The following is an 18902-nucleotide window of genomic DNA, read 5'->3' on the forward strand; positions in this document are numbered from 1 at the left end:
GAATGGCGTAAACTCCAGCTTCTCCCTAATCTATGGATATTGCCGAAGTTTTGACACTGGCAGATCAGCTAATTTTTGCTAAGACGGGAAAGCATTTAGATTACGTTCAAGAAGCTATCCTGGGGGGAACTTTACAAGACACAACTTACACGCAAATTGCTCAAGAAGTTTACTCAAGTCCAAGTCATGTCAGAAATGTCGGATCACAACTTTGGAAAATACTTTCTAAAGAATTAGGAAAAAATATTACTAAAGCCAATTTTAGGACTATATTAGAGAAGGGTAAAATTTATAATTATTAATCAGCAATTGTTGAAAATATAATAGGCGAGAGTATAACAGTTAATAATAAGCTTAACATTTGTCGTGAAAAAGCCCGATCGCCCACTTCGCCCCAAAACCCCCAACCAACAGCAAAACAGCCCCGCATAGACTTAGGCGACGCACCAGAAATCTCGACATTTTTCGATCGCACATCCGAACTCACCACCCTCGAAAACTGGATTTTGGGCCGCACCCGTCTCATCAGCATCTTAGGATTAAGCGGAAGCGGCAAAAGTGCGATCGCACTCCAACTAATCCAACACATTCAATATGAATTAGACTGTATAATCTGGCGAAGCCTCCGCGACGCCCCACCCCTCCAAACACTCCAAACCGACTTAATTAAATTCCTCTCGCAGCAGCAAGAAACTAACCCCTCCAACCCCCCCTTATCAAGGGGGGGCGAAGATATTCAACCTCCGTCGCCAAGGGGGGCGAAGATATTCAACCTCCGTCTCCCCCCCTTAGCAAGGGGGGGCTGGGGGGGGTAATCAACTATTTACGATCGCACCGCTGTCTCATCATCCTCGATGACGTGCAAACAATCTTCAGCAGCCAACAACTAGCAGGAAACTACAAACAAGGCTATGAAAATTATGGCACTTTCTTCAAACAAATAGCAGAATCATGTCACAACAGTTGCATAGTTTTGCTTAGTTGGGAAAAACCCAGAGAAATTGCAGCATTAGAAGGCGAGCGCAAAAATTTTCAAACATTGCAACTCAATAGTTTAGGCGAAGCAGCGCGAGAAATATTCACAGAAAAAGGCTTAACCGAATCGGAAAAATGGTCAGAATTGATAGACCTTTACCGAGGCAACCCCTTGTGGTTAAATATAGTATCTGCTGCAATTCAAGACTTATTTAGCGGCAAAGTTTTTGAATTTTTATCCTATGATAGCCTAGTTTTAGGAGACTTAGAATATTTATTGCACCAACATTTTCAGCGATTGTCAGAAAGCGAAAAACAAGTAATGTCATGGTTAGCAAATCAAATCAAAGCACTAGAAATCTCCAAAAAGCCAGCCATTCTCGAATTATCCCCTTCAGAATTCCTAAAAGCCGTCGCATCATTGAGACGCAGGTCATTAATCGAAAATCGAAAAAGTCCAAAAAGGCGATCGAACCCTCTTCAAACTCCAACCAGCAATCGCAGAATACATAAAAACTCACATCTTATAGCAGTTTTAAGAACAGGCAAGATGCCTGTTCCACAATAGATGAATTTTAGGGCAGCAGTTTTAGGAACAGGCAAGATGCCTGTTCCACAATAGATGAATTTTAGGGCAGCAGTTTTAGGAACAGGCAAGATGCCTATTCCACAATAGATGAATTTTGTGGCAGCAGTTTTAATAACAGGCAAGATGCCTGTTCCACAATATATAAATTTTCTTGTGGGGTGGGCACGCGAGCCCGCCCTGAAAGGATTATTCAAAAATTAGCAAAACATTAATCCAAACCTCCGCATTTAGCATTAAAATTAAAAAGACTGACTAGCCAACAAAGCCCTATGTTTGAAGCCCTTGCCGATCGACTCGAATCCACCTGGAAAAAACTGCGCGGACAAAATAAAATCTCCGAGTCCAACATCCAAGACGCGCTCAAAGAAGTCCGCCGCGCCCTCCTGGAAGCCGATGTCAACCTCCAAGTCGTCAAAAACTTCATCGGAGAGGTAGCAGCAAAAGCACAAGGAGCAGAAGTAGTTTCAGGCGTCCGTCCCGACCAACAATTCATCAAAATCGTCCACGACGAACTCGTGCGCGTCATGGGGGAAACCAACGTACCCCTCGCCACCGCCGAATCCGGGCCCACAGTGATCCTGATGGCTGGTTTGCAAGGAACCGGGAAAACCACAGCCACCGCCAAACTAGCACTCCACCTCCGCAAGCAAAACCGCACCGCACTGCTAGTCGCAACCGACATTTATCGACCCGCCGCGATCGACCAATTGCTCACACTCGGCAAACAAATCGACGTACCAGTATTTGAATTAGGCAAAGACATTGACCCCGTAGAAATTGCCCGCCAAGGCATCGAACACGGCAAACAAATCGGCATTGATACCATCATCGTCGATACAGCAGGCCGCCTGCAAATCGACCAAGACATGATGGCAGAATTGGGCCGCATCAAACAAACAGTACAACCCCACGAAACGCTGTTAGTTGTTGATGCCATGACCGGGCAAGAAGCAGCAAATTTAACCCGTACCTTTCACGAACAAATCGGCATTACCGGCGCAATCTTAACCAAATTAGACGGCGACAGCCGCGGCGGCGCAGCCTTATCCGTGCGGCAAATATCCGGCGCGCCGATTAAATTTGTCGGCGTCGGCGAAAAAGTGGAAGCCTTGCAACCATTTTATCCCGATCGCATGGCATCGAGAATACTCGGCATGGGCGATGTCTTGACGCTAGTAGAAAAAGCGCAAGAAGAATTCGACATCGCCGACGCCGAAAAAATGCAAGAGAAAATGCTCACGGCAAAGTTTGACTTTACCGACTTTCTCAAACAAACCAGACTGTTAAAAAATATGGGTTCCCTCGGTGGCATCATGAAAATGATTCCGGGGATGAACAAACTCTCAGATGAACAAATGCGGCAGGGAGAAGTGCAGCTAAAACGCACCGAAGCCATGATCAATTCCATGACAGTGGAAGAACGCCGCAACCCCGAACTTTTAGCAAGTTCTCCATCCCGCCGCCGCCGCATCGGCAAAGGCGCCGGCTACGCAGAAAACGACGTAACAAAGCTCGTCAGCGACTTCCAGAAAATGCGCACCATGATGCAGCAAATGAGTCAAGGCAACTTTACAGGAATGGGAGGATTGCCCGGAATGCCCGGAATGCCCGGAATGGGCGGCCCCGGAATGCAGCCCGGTTCCCGCGGCTATATGGGTGCCCAGCAGAAGAAGAAAAAGAAAAAAGATAAGCCTAAAAAAGGTTTCGGACAGTTGTAGTATAAGGAAGAAGTAGATACCGTAGGCCGCATCCCTATCAACAATCTATCTTCTTCCTCATTCTTCCTTCGTGTCCTTTGCGTCTTCGCGGTTCAATAATCTACTCTAAAAAAGGCTGCTAAAAACTTTGAATCGTTTGTTTAAATTCGCGCATAGCCTGAAGGTGATTTTCAATATTAATACACCTCACCAATAGTACAACATCTAAATCAGGTAGAACAAAAGAGCGATCGACCTCTGCATATCCATCAGCCCCCAACGAATACATACGAAGTGCGCCATTTTCCCAAAACCAAACTTCAGGAATTTGCAGGCGTTTGTAAGCTTCCAACTTGTTAATACCGCCGCTACTCACCACCACTTCCACCGCCAAATCAGGAAATTCTCGGTTAGGTTCCAATTCATAAGACAGATCCGCTTCTCGCTTCACCCTTCCAGTTTCACTTTCTAATGTGACCGAACCCGTTGGCGTAAAGTCAATCCCTGCATATTCCAAAAACAGATCGACCAGCGTTGAAATCCGCTGTTTGGCTGTTTCATGTTCTCTTCCAGGCCTATGTCTAATCTTAAATACCCCATCTAAAAACGACAGCCTCACCCCAACCGCTCCTTACTCAATCCAATCTTAATTATATCTGCGTTCATCTGCGTTCATCTGCCGACATCTGCGGTTGCAATCCCATCTACCGTCCCAAAGTTCCCTTATACTCGTCCGGTACAAATTCCGTAACCACTTGGCCGCCGCCACCGTCGCCTTTGACAATCACAGTTTGATTTTTCAACTCTCCCGCCGCCCTCGGCCCAGTCAAATTAAACACCGGATTTAGCTGCCGATATACCACATTTCCTTCCGCGTCGAAAGTCTGATTAGTTAAATACCACGTTACTCGATCGGTATTTAATTGAGCTTGACGTTTTTCCCCAATTCCAACCACATTTCCCGTCAAATAAAAAACTTTTTTCTCTAAATCTCCCCGCCCCGTATCCCCAGTCATCGTCACCTTTTCCACGCGGTGAAAAACCTTCACAGGCCCGGGCGATATCACAGATTGCGCCGGAAAATTCCAACTCATCAAACTGCTTTCTATTTGCAGCGGCGGGTCTGATGGCATCAACTGAGCGTTTTGCGTCAGCGTCGCAATCTTAGTTTTTAAGTCTACATCTACTTTGTCGGCAAAACCGCTGTCTGTTACTATTTTGTCTTTGTATCTATCAATTTGAGTCGGTTTGTCGCTGTTTACCTTTTGTTGATCCACAAACCACACTAAGTGCTCAGTTCGCAATTGCAAAGCCGGATCTTTAACATTGGCCACCACAGAGCCGAATAACTCCATTCTCTTAGCCCTACTGAAAACCCGCGCTTCCTTCGCTGAAGCCGTCACCTGTTTGTTCTCTCCCGTCAAATTGTTGCGAACAACTAAAACATCTTCCTTCGGCCGCCACTCCAACTCATTTCCCCGCAATACCACTCCATTTTTCAGGTCTTTAGCGACTATGTTACCTTTGAGAAAAACCTGATTTCCTTCCTGAAAGACCTGCCCCGTTTCTCCCTGAATATCGTAAATTTCTTTGCCGTCCTGAAACAATTTGCCCACAGGTTTCTGAACGTTAACTATCTTTTTGTCTTTGCTGTAAACAGCATTTTGCGAGTTTACTTTCCAGAACGTCTCGCCCTTTTCGTTTGCTTGTTCTAGAGTTACTTTGTTCAAAGTTAAAGTGCTGTTTGACTGTTGAGCAGTTTTGATATCCTCAGCTAATTTGTTCTTTTGAGTCTCTTGGGGAGCCGCACAAGCAGCAATCCCCAAAATCAGTGCTGGTAAAAATAGCAGCATCAATTTTGGGGATTTGAGATTGGGAATTTGGGATTTGAGATTAATCATTGGCAATTGGGAATGTCTAATCGGTAATGGGGAATGGGGAATGGGGAATGGGGAATTGGTAATTGATAATTGGGTATTGAAAAACACTTAATCAAAAATTAAAAATGTGTCATGTTGTGTCTAAATTTTTAACTTCTAATTCTCAATGATTCAACCAATTAACTATCACCCATTACCCGTTACCTATTACCCATTACCAAATTCCTATCTGTCGTCGTGTTCCTCCATCAAGCTCAGACCTGACAAAGGGCGGTAAGCATAATTAGGGCGAGATGTTTTTTGGATGTCGTCCTTAATCATTTCCAAATCAATATAGCGATCGGCTACATTAATCAAACTGTCGCTCGTCATCGATCGCAAACTCACCACCTCAACCCGCACGCCGCGATAGCTCACAGCATCCACAGCATAAGCCAAATCGCCATCACCGCTGACCAAAACCGCCGTGTCGTAAGACCCCACTAAAGCCATCATATCCACAGCGATTTCTACATCTAAATTCGCCTTCTTAGAACCATCTGGCAGCTGTACCAAATCCTTAGAAATCACCCGGTAGCCGTTGCGGCGCATCCACAGCAAAAACCCCTGCTGTTTCTCGTTAGTGCGATCGACACCCGTGTAGAAAAAAGAGCGCAGCAGCCGCGAACCCGCAGTTAAACGGCACAGCAGCTTAGTGTAATCAATCTCAATTCCTAACTGCAAAGCCGCGTAAAAAAGGTTAGAGCCATCTATGAAAATTGCTACTCGACCCCGATTTTCTAGAACCTGTTCCGGGGTAAAAAGGTCATTGCTTTCTATTCTATTCAACATGATTCTTATGCCTCAATTTTTATGAAAGATTGGTAAGGAAATAACTGCTAATTCGTAATCTGTCATAGCACCCCGAGCGCTGGCTGCCAACTATCAAGTTACTGTTTCCAGCAGTTCGAGTCGCTTAAACACTGGTTGGGCTTCCCCCAGAGTTTGGTTTGCCGGCAAAGCGCCCCAGGCAGCATGATCTGCAAAATTCGCTAAACTGTTAACTGTAACCCGATCGTTAAAGTCAATTGAAAAACCTAGCTGCTGATAGATAGCGTTGCTGATATTCGGAATAATCGGCGATAAAAGGTAAGATGCTAGTCTAACAGATTCCAGAACAGAATATAGCACTTGTTCCACACTTTCTATCTGTCCCTGCTTGTACAAACTCCAAGGTGCTTGCACGTCAATAAACTTGTTCCCGGCTCGAACTAATGCGAGCACGGCTTCGCAAGCCTTGCTCAAAGCCAACTCTTGGTAAAAACCCGCTACTCGATCGCCCAAATCCAGGCTCATACTCTTGAGAAGGTTCTCGCCGTCAATGTTTTCTCCCAACACATTTGGTACGCAGCCACCGCAATATTTGCGAGCCATGTTTAAAGTGCGGTTAAGCAAATTTCCCAAATCATTTGCTAGCTCAGCATTCAATATATTGATAAACCGAGTTTCGTTAAAATCGCCGTCCTCTCCGAACTCAATTTCTTTGAGGAAATAGTAACGCACTGCATCAGCGCCGTATTTCTTGACCAATTCGACTGGATCTAAAGTATTACCCTCAGTTTTCCCCATTTTTTTGCCGTCTTTGGTCAAAAACCCGTGAGCGAAGAGCCGGCCCGGCACCGGCAGACCCGCTGACACCAGCATTGCCGGCCAGTAAACAGCATGGAAGCGGAGAATATCTTTGCCGATCAAGTGCAGGTCAATCGGCCACCATTTAGATAAAGCATTCTCCAACGTCGGGTCGCTGTCCGGATCTAGCAAGGCTGTGACGTATCCCAGCAAAGCGTCAAACCAGACGTAGATGGTGTGACTGGGGTCAACCGGCATCGGCAGACCCCATTCCAGATTCACTCTAGAAATCGAAAAGTCTTGCAGTCCAGAGTTGACGAAGCTCAGCACTTCGTTGCGGCGACTTTCCGGCGCGATGAAGTCGGGACGTTCTGCGTACAAGGCCAGGAGTTGGTCTTGATACCGCGACAGGCGGAAAAAGTAATTTTCCTCGTCGCGCCACTCAACTTCCTTGCTGGTGTGGACAGAGCACCGATTTCCAGACAACAAATCCCGTTCTTCTTTGAATTCTTCGCAGGAGACGCAGTACCAGCCTTGTTGCTGGCTCAAGTAGATGTCGCCGGAGTTCCAGACGCGCTGGAAAAATTCTTTGACAATGTACTCGTGGCGCCGCGAAGTGGTGCGGATGAAGCGATCGTACTGGATAGAGAGTTGCTCCCAAAGCGCCTCAAACCCCGGAACCACTAAGTCGCAGTGAGCTTGAGGCGATCGTCCCAAACTCTCGGCTGTCCGCTGAATTTTCTGCCCGTGTTCGTCAGTCCCCGTCACCAGCAAAACTGATTTGCCCCGCAGCCGCTCAAATCGAGCTAGGGCATCGGCTGCCATAGTCGTGTAAGCGCTGCCAACGTGAGGTAAATCGTTTACATAATACAGAGGCGTGGTGATCGCAAAGGTATTTTTAGTTTTATCGGTCGATTTCATTGAATGCTAAAAGAAAATTCCCTAAATTTCGTTTCGATCTTAACTCAGCGGTTAAATTTTTTATGAAGTGGCAATCAAGCCAAATTTACTGCAAGTTATTTGCAATTGTCTAACCCGGGCTATTCCCAAAAGAAATATCGCTTTCATATCAACACTAATCTTTTTTAGTTCTTTTTGACAAACTCTCTGAAATGTCTTAATATTTTGACATTTTGCTGGCTTCGGGTTCCGCGCCATTGTCGCGAACGCGTCCTCAATTCATTTTTCGCAGCCGCGATCCCTAGAGTTGGCCGCGCACCTAGGCAAGCACCAAAACTCATCGGTTGGGCCGCTAAACCCGCCGTTCGACTGGCGCTTGGCGACCACTTTCTGTGAATGCGCGAGCGCTCGCCATCGCCATCTCTTTCCCCGATCCCCGGACAGTCGATCGTCCGCAACTCCTGCCAATTTCCGAGCCGCTCATGGACGCAGAAACCGGGTTATTTAGGAAACTCTCTCGTCAAGCGCGATGCTTTACTTTCTTGCCCCAAAAAGAGTATAAAAGCCTAGGTTTTTTCTCACAAAACCCGGTTTATAAAGGTGGCGAGTGCGTCCACAGATAATAAAACCCCAAGCCAGTTAAGCTTAGGGCTATCAAATTAGGGTGCATCTAACAACGGATTATCCGATCGCCCTCGATCGCCATCAGGAAAACTAACTCGATTTCCGCCAATAGCTTCTGACAAATAATCCGCTGCAGCTTCCACCACCGCGATCGCATTTTCGTAAACCATCCGCGTCGGCCCCAAAACCCCTACACTACCCACCGGCACCGATCCCCGGCGGTAAGTCGAAGAAATCAGAGTACAGCCACGAATTGGTTCTAAAGAATTTTCCGAACCAATTCGCACCGTTACCCGCTTCCCGGGGGTGTCCAACTCAGGCGATTCAAAAATCAAAGGCCAAAGCAGTTCTTGCTCTTGTTCGAGCAGTTGCACCAGGGTTTGAACTTGCTGCAACTGCGAAAACTCAGGCAAGCGCAGCGCTTCTGCCAAACCGCCGATCAGAATCCGCGTGTAGGTTGGATTGCTTTGGCGGCTGCTCAAAGCAGTCAGCATCGTTCCCATCCACTCAGCGTACAGTTCAAAGTCCCGGTCTAACTCGCTCCAGTCTACAGTCGAGAGTTCCGAGAGCGATCGTCCCCGCAACTTGGTGTTCAAAAAATTCGACAAAATCTGCAATTGGCGATCGACGATTTCGACATCAGGCGTGTTACCTTCTGCGTCCCTCGGCAACTGCACCAAAACCGACTGAGTTTCGTAGGCATCCGTCACCACGATCAGCATCACCTTTCCCGGCTCTAGCTGCACCAGTTGCAAGTGGCGCAAGCAAGCCATATTGGTTTGCGGTATGGTGATCATGGCTATGTAACCGCTGATAGTTGCCAGGATTTGAGCGGCGCCGCGGAGTGCCGCGTCCATGCGACCGTCCGACCAATTGAGCTGGTCTAGTACCTGTTCCACCTTGCGGGCCAGCGTATCAGACGGCTGAATCAACTGGTCTACGTAAATTCGGTAGCCGGAGTCAGAGGGGACTCGTCCTGCGGAAGTGTGGGGCTGATAAAGCAGTCCAGCTTTTTCAAGAGTCCCCATCGCATTGCGAATTGTAGCTGGGCTGACGCTGAGGTTGAATTCGTCAGCCAAAGCTTTTGAGCCAACGGGTTCCGCTGTTGCTATGTAGTGGCGAACCGTTGCCCAAAGGATGTGTTGTTGCCGATCGGTGAGGTTAACGCGCACAGATATTTAAGCAGAATTAGTATTCAGACAATTTGCCACTATCGAGTCAGAAGCTCTGTCCTTAAGGGCGATCGGGCAGAGTTATTTATTTAAGATAACAGATTTAGGCTTCGGTGAGTTCGGCAACGGATTGTGTACGGGATTTTACGGATTGTGTACGGGATTTTACGGATCGATGTTGAGGGAATGAACAGGGAAAAATGTTTTAACTTTTAACTTGTAACTTTCTATTTGGGAAGCTTCGCTTCAGAGAACCGGAGATCTGCCCAAGGCCCCATTCCTCGGTTTCGCTTTACGAAATGCCCTTTAAGTGTGTTCTTGCAGAATATTTTGCAGGTAACTAGCCACTGCATCCGGCTGTTCCACCATTGCCAAATGACCGCAATCGGGAAGCTGAAGGACATTCTCGCCGGAACCTTGGAACATCCAGTGAAAGCTAGCCAAATGCAGCACGTATTTTGGTTCCATAATTTTGTCTTTAGTGCCGGCAATAAAATAAACAGGCTGCTTTAGTTGGGACACAATTTGTGGCAAGAGGTGAATCTGGGCTTCTGTGGTCGAGTCCAACAGCGCCCCCAAAGCGGCCTCTGGCTGAGCTCTCACGAAATCTCTCAAGCGCTGCCGTCCCCAGGAGCGACCGATCGAGCGGGCTACAGAATCCCGGCCAAACACGAAATCTGCTAACGGCAAGTGAGACAGCCAGCCGGGACGCATTTTCACTAGCTGCTTGCCGACCGAGCGAAACCGCTCGAATTCTTCCTTAAGATAGATGCCGCCGCCTGCATTGATGCAGACGACACCTTTAACGCGATCGGACAATTTGCTGGCTCCCCAAAGAGCGATCGTACCGCCGAGAGAGTGTCCCACCAGCCAAGCACAAGAAATATCCAGTTTTTCGAGTAAAATTTCCAAATCGCGAGCGTAAGCTGCGGGAGTGTAGCAGGAATTTAGCGGTTCCGAAAGCCCGGTATAGCCGCTTCCGTCGGATTGAGAATCGCCAAACCCCCGCAAATCGTAGGTCAGGCACTGATAGTTTGGTGCCAAGCGATCGGTCAAAGGTTGCCAGTAGCGACGGCTTAACAGCCAGCCGTGGACAAATACCAGAACCGGGGAAGTTGCAGTCGCAGCCGTCAAATCGTAAGCGTGCCGAACCCCTAGAATGTCGATTGTTGTCATAATTTTATCTTATCCGCTCTCTAAGACCTATGTAAACCTATGTAAGTCAGTCAAAAAGACTCAACTCTATCGATTTACCGCTTACTTCCTGCTTCAGGGCGGTCTTAAGCTGACGCTCAAGATGTTTGTCCACTTCAGAGGCAATCTTGGCATAGCTTGCCATTTTATCCGATCGCCCTGGAATAAATATTCCTTCAAACCGGCGTTCTATGTTTTTTGCAGCATTCAAATCTCTATCTGCTGTCTGACCGCAATCTGGACATACATAAACGCGATTTGTTAAGGGCATTTTGTGGCGATAATTTCCCAATAGTCACAGCAAGTTTTGAGAACTGGGAAACCCTCAGTCTATCAGTGTCAATTGAGATGAAAACTTTTCACTTTTGTATTTTATTTGAGCTGGGAATTTATACATTTCACAGTCGGCTACTGCACCCGCTAACTTGCGATTATTCAAAAATGTTTTAAGCTATATAGCCTTTCGAGCTCTCATATGAGGTACTCATGGGCATAGGCCTCCGTGGGCATAGGCCTCCGTGGGCATAGGGCATACCTCACTTTTTTGAGAACCGCTATAAATTTTATATCTTTACTTCACCGTGGTTTTTTGCTAGGTAACACGTAAGTTTATGGAGCGCATTTTTGCGGATATCTGCGACTTAAGCCTGTAGTTTCGCGAGCTTATTTACGGCTTTTGTACGGTTATAACCTCTGGCTTCACGAATCTTCTGATAACTCTTACCCGTTTAATTGGGTTGAGTTGCTAGAAGTGCAAATTTCTCGTTCCCCCATCAAGAATACACCAGCTTTTAAGCTGTTCTGCATTTAAATTGTAGGTAAAAAAATTTAAAGTCTTGTGGGGTGTCCCGCCCGCCCTGAATATACAATTTAAATGCGCGACAGCTTATACCATCGGTGAATTCTAGGTAGCGTCTATCTTCTGACAGCTTCCCCCCGCTAACCTTATGCTCTACTGATGCTCTAACGTGATGTTTTTTGAACAGAGGGAATCCCTTCTTCCCTGTAACTTGTGAGCGGCATTTTTGAGAAAACCTCTCGATGCTTGCCCAAGCTTTTTCAGGATGAGCTTGTCGGGTCTAAGAATTTAACAGACGCGCCCAAGGGAATTCGGAATTATCGGCTAATATTTTGCAGTATGTGTAAGCATCATTCCGACTTTTTACTTGCCCATCCATCCAAGCACGAATGATAGAATTACGCACAAAACGACCAGTGCGAATAGCCTCGTCAAGCCGTTAGTATTGATTTTGCGTGCCTTCTAGCGAGTGCTTCGTAGATGAGCATCTTATCGTTTTAGCCTAGGATAAGTTTCTAGCATACACCTCAGAAAAGCCGTCAAGCTTATGAGAGGGCTTTAGAGCCTATTTTTCGGTAAATCTAGTTATTTAGGGATCGGCAGCTTGCCCTAAAACCGCTCGCCCAGCAATCTTTGTCGCACCCCCTCAGCGATTTTCTGCCCCAGATACTCGGGAATTAAACTTTCATTGGGCCCCAACAAGTAGAGAATCAGGCGAGTTCGCCCCCGCCAAACCAGCAAATTAGCATTTACCACCAACAAATCTTCTTGCCAGATGGCATACATAACTTTGTAAAAAAGTCCAGGTTGATTATCTGCTTCAATCAGCAAAGCTGGCAAGTGGAAAACCGGATCGACGTAGAATTCAGTTGCCACATCTTCCAAACCCGCGTCTAAATTAAATTCCACCGCCAACATCTCTTCAACCTCAAAATGCCCCGCCAAGGCTTCTCGAACTGCTCTACAGACGTTTTCTGCTGTTTTATCTGCCAGTACCTTGCCACCGCGAGATACGACCAATTTGATAAATACCAGCATGGGCGGGTAAATTTGACCGTACAGACTCAGACTGTGAATCGTAAGTCCGTAGGCCGCGAGCACTCCAAAAATATCGCTCAGTAGAAAAGACTGGTTCCGGTAAGCAAAATGCAGGGCACTTTTGTTACCTTCGGCTCGGATTTCGATGACTGCTTGCCGAGTTTTGTAAAGCTGGTAAGCTAATTTGAGGTTTTGCAGCTGGATTTCGCTGCTGACAAATTGCTCATAAAACTGCGGAAACGCTCGGTTAAAGCGCTTGAGGAGTTCTAGTGTAGATGGTTTTAAACCCGAAGCCATAATTGAGGGGAAGGTGCGGGAGCAGAGGAGCACAACTTAAGTCGAATCGTCAAATCGAAAATCCCATCGCCATAAGGCATGGAAGAGTAAATACCTAGTATATCTGCTCGATAAAACTTATCTAGACTTACCCAAAGTTATTCTTTGAGTAATTAGTGTTTACTTCCTACGCTGTTGGGTGGTCGGCCATCCCAAGATAAGTAGGCTATCCCCCTCAAGCCGAGGGTTGTTCCCAGTTTAAAATATTCAAACTGGCGTTTAAGTCACGGTCAATTGAGCGGCCACAAACAGGACAATCATAAGTTCTGAGATTCAGTGGCATATCTTTTTTGTTTCCACAGTTCGAGCAAGTCTTAGAACTAGGAAACCACTGGTCTATTAGCACTAAACTTGCTCCATACATCTGACACTTGTAAGTCAGTTGGCGCTTGAATTCGTAAAACCCTAAGTCGGATATATAGCCTTTCTCAGTAACATGAGGTGCTCTCGCGGGCATAGGGCATAGGGCATAGGGCATAGGGCATAGAGCATCAGTTGCGAGCGGTGTGTACCTCATTTTATTGAGAACCGCTATAGCTTCCGCCAGCTTATGGTTAGCCATCATCCCCAAGACATTCAAGTCTTCAATCTTAATCAGCTTAAAAGTCTTAGCCAAATAAGTCGTCAACTTATGCAGGAAATCTTTGCGGTTGGCGGATATTCGTGAATGAATTCGACTAATTTTATTGTAGGTTTTCCGCTGATTGTTAGAACCATTTACTTGTTTTGAGGCCTGACGTTGCAATATTGCTAGCTTGGTTTTCGCTCGCTTCAACGGTTTCGGCGCATCAAATACTTGATTGTTTGACAACGTAGCAAAAACTTTCACCCCTAGATCGATTCCTATCGAATCTTGGAGTTGCTGGATTGGCAAACGTTCGACATCAACACAGAAAGAGACAAACCAATGGCTTCCTTCTTTTGATAAGGTAAAGGTTTGAGAGACAAAACTACATTCCAGTGGTTCATGAAGTCGAAATGTCCCCAGTGTAGGAATTTTAATTGTGTTTCCAGCACTGAGTACAACTTTTCCGTTGGACGAATCTACAGTAAACGATTGCTTATTTCGACGACTTGCAAATGTGGGATGACCAGATTTTCCTGAGCGATATCTGCTAAACGCATCTTTTAAATCAATTAATGCGTTTTGATACACTCGGCTGGATAGTTGATTCATCCAAGCAAATTCAGGTAGTTTGTTGACGCGATCGGTCAAGACTTTTTTGACTTCGTTAATTACTTTTGAGTCCGAAAACTTACCTTCACTGTACATCTGAGTCCGAAGACTCAATCCCATGTTAAAGACAACTCGCCGAAATCCTGCGTGTTTTGCCATCAAGGTTGCTTCTCTATTATTCAATTTGAGGGCTAATTTGACACAAAACATACAAACCTCTTTTGGCGATTAACTATGAACAAGTTTAGCTAATTTTTTCGGGATTAAGTTGTACTCCTCAGTAAAAGCAGAAGCCAAATCTGTTTTGGAACGTATCACGCGAATGTCACCGTTGCGCCATTCCAGTGGTATTTCCCACCAAGGGTATAAGTTCCGGCGCGATCGGCGGCACTCAACAGAAGCAATTCCCAAAATGCCTGTGTCCTGGTTCGGCAACAAATTTTACCTTAAAAGCGGGTTGTCCGGGCACTGGCTAGCAGAACAGTTCTACCAAACTTGACGAGAATCAAAAAAGCGCAGACTCAATGTAGGACGACAAATCCCTGTTTTCGGCGTAAGATGAGTGTACCGTAAACTGTTCCTCAAGAGGCTACCGGCAATTCATCCCACGCCGATCGGAGTGGGTTTATCTGTCGGGTTCTCTTTCTCGTCGTCCAACTTCTACTACCTTAACCGCGCCTGCATGGGTTTTTGGAAAAACTTATTTAGTAGTTCTGAGTCTGCCTCTGTACCCCAAACAGCGGAATTTGAGGAAGATGTGGCTGTTGGGTTAGGCGATCCGCTTTCCCCAACGTTTCGCAAACCCGCCAGCGGCAACGCTCGCATCTTTTTCAGTTGCGATCGGGACATTGACCTCTACGAACTCGAAGAACTTTGTAATGCAGTGGGTTGGTCCCGCCGTCCCCTGCGTAAAGTCAAAAAAGCTATTCAGCACAGCTTCCTAGTCGTCTCTATGTGGGAGATGCGGGGCAGCCAGCGACGGCTGGTGGGTTTCGCCAGAGCGACTTCAGACCATGCTTTTAATGCCACGCTTTGGGATGTGGTAGTTCATCCTGATTACCAGGGCAAAGGCATGGGCAAGGCGCTGATGAAATACATCATTAAAAAACTCCGCAGTGAAGATATCAGCAACATTACCTTATTTGCTGACCCTCAGGTGGTGGATTTTTACCGCAATTTGGGCTTTATGTCCGATCCAGAGGGGATTAAAGGTATGTTTTGGTATCCAGATTAGCCTAGAGGTGCCCGTCGGCGTTGATTTGTTGAGGAAATACAATACAATATTGACGCTGCCAACACCGACTGCACCTGTGGGTTGCGGTCAGTTACGCACAGGATTTATCCCGGCAGCAGGGCATTTATGAATCTGTGCAATTACTGTCAGTCGATTTGAGATTTGAGACGGGGGCGAGACGGGGGCGAGACGGGGGCGAGCGCCAGGTCTCGCCGTCGAGTCGCCCGAGCCGTCGAACTATTTGAGATTTGAGATTTATTCCACAGATGAATATGGGAGCTTGAACTAGGGTCTAAATTTGTGGGCAGCTCACGACAGGAGTACGTGGCACGGTATCCGTTTTTGCGCGGGGTTAAACCGCACAACCTGAAAAAAACTTCGCCTTAGCTGCATCGAGAGCTAAATATTTAAAAAAGCTTGACAAGCGATGGGTTTTGTGCGTTAATTGTTAGAGGTTAGCTAACTATAACACCGGGATGTAGCGCAGCTTGGTAGCGCGCCTGCTTTGGGAGCAGGATGTCGCAGGTTCAAATCCTGTCATCCCGATCGCACAATGTTAAATAATAGATTGAGGCACAACCTGCCTCTGATGTTGACATTTGGTCAAAACATTTGGTCAAAAGGAAAACACAGGCAGTTTTTGCCGATCGTGTTAAGTCGCCAGTCTTTGCGTTAATGTGTTTCAGGATCGCTCCTGATGGAAAAAATATGAAATCATTAGTTCGTTTGGGCGCAATATTGGGAATTGTCGGCTGCGCTCTGCTGGGCCCCTCCCCAATTGGCAAGATGTCTGCACTGGCACTGCCGGAGCCGCAAATTTTGGAAAAGTTGCGCGAGGTGCCAGTATTTACGATTACAGACGCTCAGGGTACACCCCTAGTTAATTCTGTTCCTAAACAAGGTCAGGGTCAAAGCGGCAATGCTTCGGTGGCAAGAATTTTTATCAGCCAAAAGGATGCTCAAGCTTTTGTCGAGCAACTGAAAACTAGAAACCCTCAGTTGGCGGCTTCGGCGCGGGTAACGCTGGTGTCGCTAGGGGAAATTTATCAGATTTCTCAAGCTAATAAAGACAAGCCGAATGAGCTGCTATTTGGCTATATCCCGGCTCCGCAGCAAGTTGAGTCGGCGAAAACGGTGCTGCGGCAGACTGGACAACAAGTTAATGAGTTCGACGGAGTGCCTCTTTTCTATGCCAGAACCGCTACGGAAGATGGTGTTTTGACCTTTCAACAGGGTCAGCAAGAGGTGATTCCGTTGTTTTTTAACAAGGAGGAATTGCAGGCAGCGGTGGATCTCTTCAAGCAGCAGCAGCCGAATGTAACTACCACACTTAAGATTGAGGTGGTCAATTTGGAGGGCGTTATGGAAGATTTGCGAACTAAGAACGATCCATTTTTGAGCCAATTGATTTTGGTTCCGTCACAAGAGTCGCTAGAATTTGTCCGATCGCTCCAACCTGCCGGTGCTGGCAACCAAAATCCACAGCTTGCTCCGAATCAAACTCGGCCGGCTCCAGGCTCTCCGGCTCCAGCTCGGCCTGCTCCAAGCTCCCCGGCTCCGAATCAAACTCGGCCAGCTCCAGGCTCCCCGGCTCCGGCTCCAACTCCAGCTCGGCCGACGCCCTAATATTTAGTCAGCAGTCATCAGTCAGCAGTCATCAGTTAGTAGGTTGGGTTTCTAGACTCAACCTACTATTTACCAATTACCAGTTACCAATTAGCAATTACTAATTAGCAATTACCAATTACCAAAAAGTCTTATGTTTGTTTCTGGTTTAGAGCTTTGGCAATGGGTGAATCAAGCTAAGGCTCTTGCGATCGATTATGACATTCCCCTAGCAGAACTCGACTGGCTGCTGCAAGAGCTGGCAGGTTTAGATAAGTTGGCTCTGCGTTTGGAGTCGTTTAAAGATTTGCCAAAAATTGAATTAAAGTTGTCTTTATCTGAAATTGCTCAATTGTGGCAGCGGCGCTTGCACGAACGGGTGCCGGTGCAGTATTTAACGGGAGTTGCACATTGGCGGAATTTTTCGCTCCAAGTAACGCCGGCGGTGCTAATTCCGCGTCCTGAAACGGAATTGCTGATCGATTTGGCTGTAGAAGCTGTTAAAAGCCGTTTAGAAGCAGAAAATATCAATCAAAAATCTACCCCCCCCAACCCCCCCTTACTAACGGGGGGAGAAGATTTAAACGTATCCCAGCTTCGGGGGGGAGAATTTGCCAAATCCCATTGGGTGGATTTGGGGACGGGCAGCGGGGCGATCGCGATCGGCTTGGCTTGTGCGTTTACAAATGCTAGGGTTTATGCGGTAGATTGCAGTTCGGAAGCTTTGGCAGTTGCTCGACTGAATGCTGAGAATTTGGGTTTTGGATCGCGAATTAATTTTTATCAAGGTTTGTGGTGGGAACCGTTAGCATTTCTCAAAAGTCAAGTCAGCGGCATGGTGTCTAACCCGCCTTACATTCCCAGCAGCACGGTGCTGACTCTGCAACCAGAAGTTGTCCGACACGAACCTCATCTGGCTTTAGACGGCGGTTTTGACGGGTTAGATTGCATCCGGCATTTGGTAGAAACGGCTCCCGATTATTTAGAATCCGGGGGAGTTTGGTTGGTTGAGATGATGGCGGGACAGGCTGAGGCGGTAGCTGATATGCTGGAAAGTCACGGGAGTTATGGCAAAGTTCAGATATTTTCGGATTTAGCAGGGATCGATCGGTTTGCTTTAGCCTATCGGCGGTAGGGACTAAGGCAAGCAAAGAGACAATTTCTCGACTGTGCATAGGACTGAAAAATAAATAACTTGATGGATTGTCGGATATAATCAAAAACAGCGCCCTGATTGCTATTTTCTCTAAAATTGATAGAAACTCGCAAGGTATTTTTCTATTCTACCACTTTATCTGACATTTAAACCTATGTTTTATTCTAGTTCAATTGAGTCGGAAATAAAGAAATTTTATAACTCTTTATCAGAAAAAAATAAAAGAAGGTATGCAGCGCTCGAGGCACAAAAATTGGGATGGGGTGGAATTAGCTATATAATGAAACTTTGCGGATGCAGTCGAAATACTATTGTCCAGGGAATTAAAGATTTAGAAACAATGAATGAAACGACTATTAATAATTTAAGGATCAGAAAAAAAGGAGGAGGAAGAAAAAGTATTTTAGCTACCAGGAGCGGTATTGATGAAGCCTTTTTAGAAGTCTTAAAGTTCCAGACAGCGGGAGACCCAATGAATGAGCTAATTAAATGGACTAATTTGACGCATAAAGAAATAGCTGTCGGACTGAAAAACGCCGGATTTTGTGTGAGTCTTCCTCTAGTAGGACAACTCCTAAAAAAACATGGATATGTGAAGCGAAAAGCACAAAAAAAACAGACAACAGGAATTAATAAAAATCGTAATGCTCAATTTGAAAATATTGCTAGACTCGATACAGAGTATAGAGAAGCGGGTAATCCAATTATTAGTTTTGATACAAAAAAAAAGAAGTTTTAGGGAATTTGTATCGTCCGGGAACTCTCTATACAACCGAGCCTGTTACTACTGTCTTATCATGATTTTTGGAGCTTAGGTCACGGAAAAGTAATTCCACATGGGATTTTCGATGCTCAAGAAAATCGAGGATATATAACATTAGGCAACAGTAAAGATACAAGTGAATTTGCTTGTGAATC

At 46.3% G+C, this 18902-nt stretch carries 17 protein-coding genes, 1 tRNA gene and 2 pseudogenes; 8 read left to right on the top strand and 12 right to left on the bottom strand.

Features of this window, described 5'->3' with window-relative positions:
- Positions 1–32: 32 nt before the first annotated feature.
- Positions 33–302 carry a hypothetical protein gene (locus QUB61_RS06880; protein WP_333125419.1) on the top strand — a complete coding sequence of 90 codons (270 nt, stop codon included), beginning with the start codon at positions 33–35 and terminating at the stop codon, positions 300–302.
- Here the strand turns inward: QUB61_RS06880 and QUB61_RS06885 are convergent.
- The gene (locus QUB61_RS06885) at positions 299–589 is read right to left on the bottom strand and encodes a hypothetical protein (protein WP_333125416.1); all 291 of its coding nucleotides are present in this window, start codon (positions 587–589) and stop codon (positions 299–301) included. The genes QUB61_RS06880 and QUB61_RS06885 overlap by 4 nt on opposite strands.
- Positions 590–859: 270 nt before the next feature.
- Here QUB61_RS06885 and QUB61_RS06890 point away from each other — a divergent pair, with 270 nt between their 5' ends.
- The gene (locus QUB61_RS06890) at positions 860–1543 is read left to right on the top strand and encodes a hypothetical protein (protein WP_333125414.1); all 684 of its coding nucleotides are present in this window, start codon (positions 860–862) and stop codon (positions 1541–1543) included.
- Positions 1544–1833: 290 nt separating this feature from the next.
- Positions 1834–3282: a signal recognition particle protein gene (gene ffh / locus QUB61_RS06895; RefSeq protein WP_333035131.1), complete on the top strand. Its 1449-nt coding sequence runs from the start codon at positions 1834–1836 to the stop codon at positions 3280–3282.
- A gap of 118 nt (positions 3283–3400) precedes the next feature.
- Here ffh and QUB61_RS06900 read toward each other — a convergent pair whose 3' ends face one another.
- The 11 genes and pseudogenes from QUB61_RS06900 to QUB61_RS06950 all read right to left on the bottom strand — a co-directional run bounded on the left by QUB61_RS06900 (position 3401) and on the right by QUB61_RS06950 (position 14424).
- Positions 3401–3880 carry a Uma2 family endonuclease gene (locus QUB61_RS06900; RefSeq protein ID WP_333125412.1) on the bottom strand — a complete coding sequence of 160 codons (480 nt, stop codon included), beginning with the start codon at positions 3878–3880 and terminating at the stop codon, positions 3401–3403.
- Between the two features lie 85 nt (positions 3881–3965).
- Positions 3966–5162 carry an LPS export ABC transporter periplasmic protein LptC gene (gene lptC, locus QUB61_RS06905; protein ID WP_333125410.1) on the bottom strand — a complete coding sequence of 399 codons (1197 nt, stop codon included), beginning with the start codon at positions 5160–5162 and terminating at the stop codon, positions 3966–3968.
- A gap of 204 nt (positions 5163–5366) precedes the next feature.
- Positions 5367–5972: a LabA-like NYN domain-containing protein gene (locus QUB61_RS06910; RefSeq protein ID WP_006631885.1), complete on the bottom strand. Its 606-nt coding sequence runs from the start codon at positions 5970–5972 to the stop codon at positions 5367–5369.
- Between the two features lie 93 nt (positions 5973–6065).
- The gene (gene metG, locus QUB61_RS06915) at positions 6066–7670 is read right to left on the bottom strand and encodes a methionine--tRNA ligase (protein ID WP_333125408.1); all 1605 of its coding nucleotides are present in this window, start codon (positions 7668–7670) and stop codon (positions 6066–6068) included.
- A gap of 638 nt (positions 7671–8308) precedes the next feature.
- A complete protein-coding gene (gene hrcA / locus QUB61_RS06920; RefSeq protein WP_445300200.1) occupies positions 8309–9451 on the bottom strand; it encodes a heat-inducible transcriptional repressor HrcA in 1143 nt (380 codons plus the stop codon).
- 300 nt (positions 9452–9751) lie between these two features.
- On the bottom strand, positions 9752–10621 hold the full coding sequence (locus QUB61_RS06925; protein WP_333125403.1) for an alpha/beta hydrolase: 870 nt from the start codon (positions 10619–10621) through the stop codon (positions 9752–9754).
- A 46-nt stretch (positions 10622–10667) separates the two neighbouring features.
- Positions 10668–10910 (bottom strand): zinc ribbon domain-containing protein, encoded by a 243-nt coding sequence (locus QUB61_RS06930; RefSeq protein ID WP_333125400.1) that lies wholly within the window; start codon positions 10908–10910, stop codon positions 10668–10670.
- A 592-nt stretch (positions 10911–11502) separates the two neighbouring features.
- Positions 11503–11926: pseudogene (locus QUB61_RS06935) on the bottom strand (RNA-guided endonuclease TnpB family protein); the annotation flags it as partial.
- Positions 11927–12047: 121 nt separating this feature from the next.
- A complete protein-coding gene (locus QUB61_RS06940) occupies positions 12048–12773 on the bottom strand; it encodes a hypothetical protein (protein ID WP_006631881.1) in 726 nt (241 codons plus the stop codon).
- 214 nt (positions 12774–12987) lie between these two features.
- Positions 12988–14199 (bottom strand): RNA-guided endonuclease TnpB family protein, encoded by a 1212-nt coding sequence (locus QUB61_RS06945; protein ID WP_333125397.1) that lies wholly within the window; start codon positions 14197–14199, stop codon positions 12988–12990.
- An 18-nt stretch (positions 14200–14217) separates the two neighbouring features.
- Positions 14218–14424, bottom strand: coding sequence for a hypothetical protein (locus QUB61_RS06950; protein WP_333125394.1), 207 nt, complete (start codon positions 14422–14424; stop codon positions 14218–14220).
- Positions 14425–14671: 247 nt separating this feature from the next.
- Here QUB61_RS06950 and QUB61_RS06955 point away from each other — a divergent pair, with 247 nt between their 5' ends.
- From QUB61_RS06955 to QUB61_RS06975, 5 genes and pseudogenes are all read left to right on the top strand, one after another.
- Positions 14672–15223, top strand: coding sequence for a GNAT family N-acetyltransferase (locus QUB61_RS06955; protein WP_006631880.1), 552 nt, complete (start codon positions 14672–14674; stop codon positions 15221–15223).
- 472 nt (positions 15224–15695) lie between these two features.
- Positions 15696–15769, top strand: a tRNA-Pro gene (locus QUB61_RS06960).
- Between the two features lie 162 nt (positions 15770–15931).
- Positions 15932–16849 (top strand): Tic22 family protein, encoded by a 918-nt coding sequence (locus QUB61_RS06965; protein ID WP_333125391.1) that lies wholly within the window; start codon positions 15932–15934, stop codon positions 16847–16849.
- Positions 16850–16982: 133 nt separating this feature from the next.
- Entirely contained in the window at positions 16983–17963 is a 981-nt protein-coding gene (locus tag QUB61_RS06970) for a HemK/PrmC family methyltransferase (RefSeq protein WP_333125389.1), read from the top strand.
- Between the two features lie 361 nt (positions 17964–18324).
- A pseudogene (locus tag QUB61_RS06975) lies at positions 18325–18902 on the top strand (ISAzo13-like element transposase-related protein); the annotation flags it as partial.

It is taken from the genome of Microcoleus sp. C2D2 (assembly GCF_036702495.1).
In the GTDB taxonomy this organism is placed as follows: domain Bacteria; phylum Cyanobacteriota; class Cyanobacteriia; order Cyanobacteriales; family Microcoleaceae; genus Microcoleus.

Bases quoted from the DNA above. Each gene is read 5' to 3' on its own strand.
- QUB61_RS06880 (WP_333125419.1), top strand. From the start codon at position 33: ATGGATATTGCCGAAGTTTTGACACTGGCAGATCAGCTAATTTTTGCT.
- QUB61_RS06885 (WP_333125416.1), bottom strand. From the start codon at position 589: ATGTGTTGGATTAGTTGGAGTGCGATCGCACTTTTGCCGCTTCCGCTT.
- ffh (WP_333035131.1), top strand. From the start codon at position 1,834: ATGTTTGAAGCCCTTGCCGATCGACTCGAATCCACCTGGAAAAAACTG.
- lptC (WP_333125410.1), bottom strand. From the start codon at position 5,162: ATGATTAATCTCAAATCCCAAATTCCCAATCTCAAATCCCCAAAATTG.
- QUB61_RS06910 (WP_006631885.1), bottom strand. From the start codon at position 5,972: ATGTTGAATAGAATAGAAAGCAATGACCTTTTTACCCCGGAACAGGTT.
- metG (WP_333125408.1), bottom strand. From the start codon at position 7,670: ATGAAATCGACCGATAAAACTAAAAATACCTTTGCGATCACCACGCCT.
- QUB61_RS06925 (WP_333125403.1), bottom strand. From the start codon at position 10,621: ATGACAACAATCGACATTCTAGGGGTTCGGCACGCTTACGATTTGACG.
- QUB61_RS06930 (WP_333125400.1), bottom strand. From the start codon at position 10,910: ATGCCCTTAACAAATCGCGTTTATGTATGTCCAGATTGCGGTCAGACA.
- QUB61_RS06940 (WP_006631881.1), bottom strand. From the start codon at position 12,773: ATGGCTTCGGGTTTAAAACCATCTACACTAGAACTCCTCAAGCGCTTT.
- QUB61_RS06945 (WP_333125397.1), bottom strand. From the start codon at position 14,199: ATGTTTTGTGTCAAATTAGCCCTCAAATTGAATAATAGAGAAGCAACC.
- QUB61_RS06955 (WP_006631880.1), top strand. From the start codon at position 14,672: ATGGGTTTTTGGAAAAACTTATTTAGTAGTTCTGAGTCTGCCTCTGTA.
- QUB61_RS06965 (WP_333125391.1), top strand. From the start codon at position 15,932: ATGAAATCATTAGTTCGTTTGGGCGCAATATTGGGAATTGTCGGCTGC.
- QUB61_RS06970 (WP_333125389.1), top strand. From the start codon at position 16,983: ATGTTTGTTTCTGGTTTAGAGCTTTGGCAATGGGTGAATCAAGCTAAG.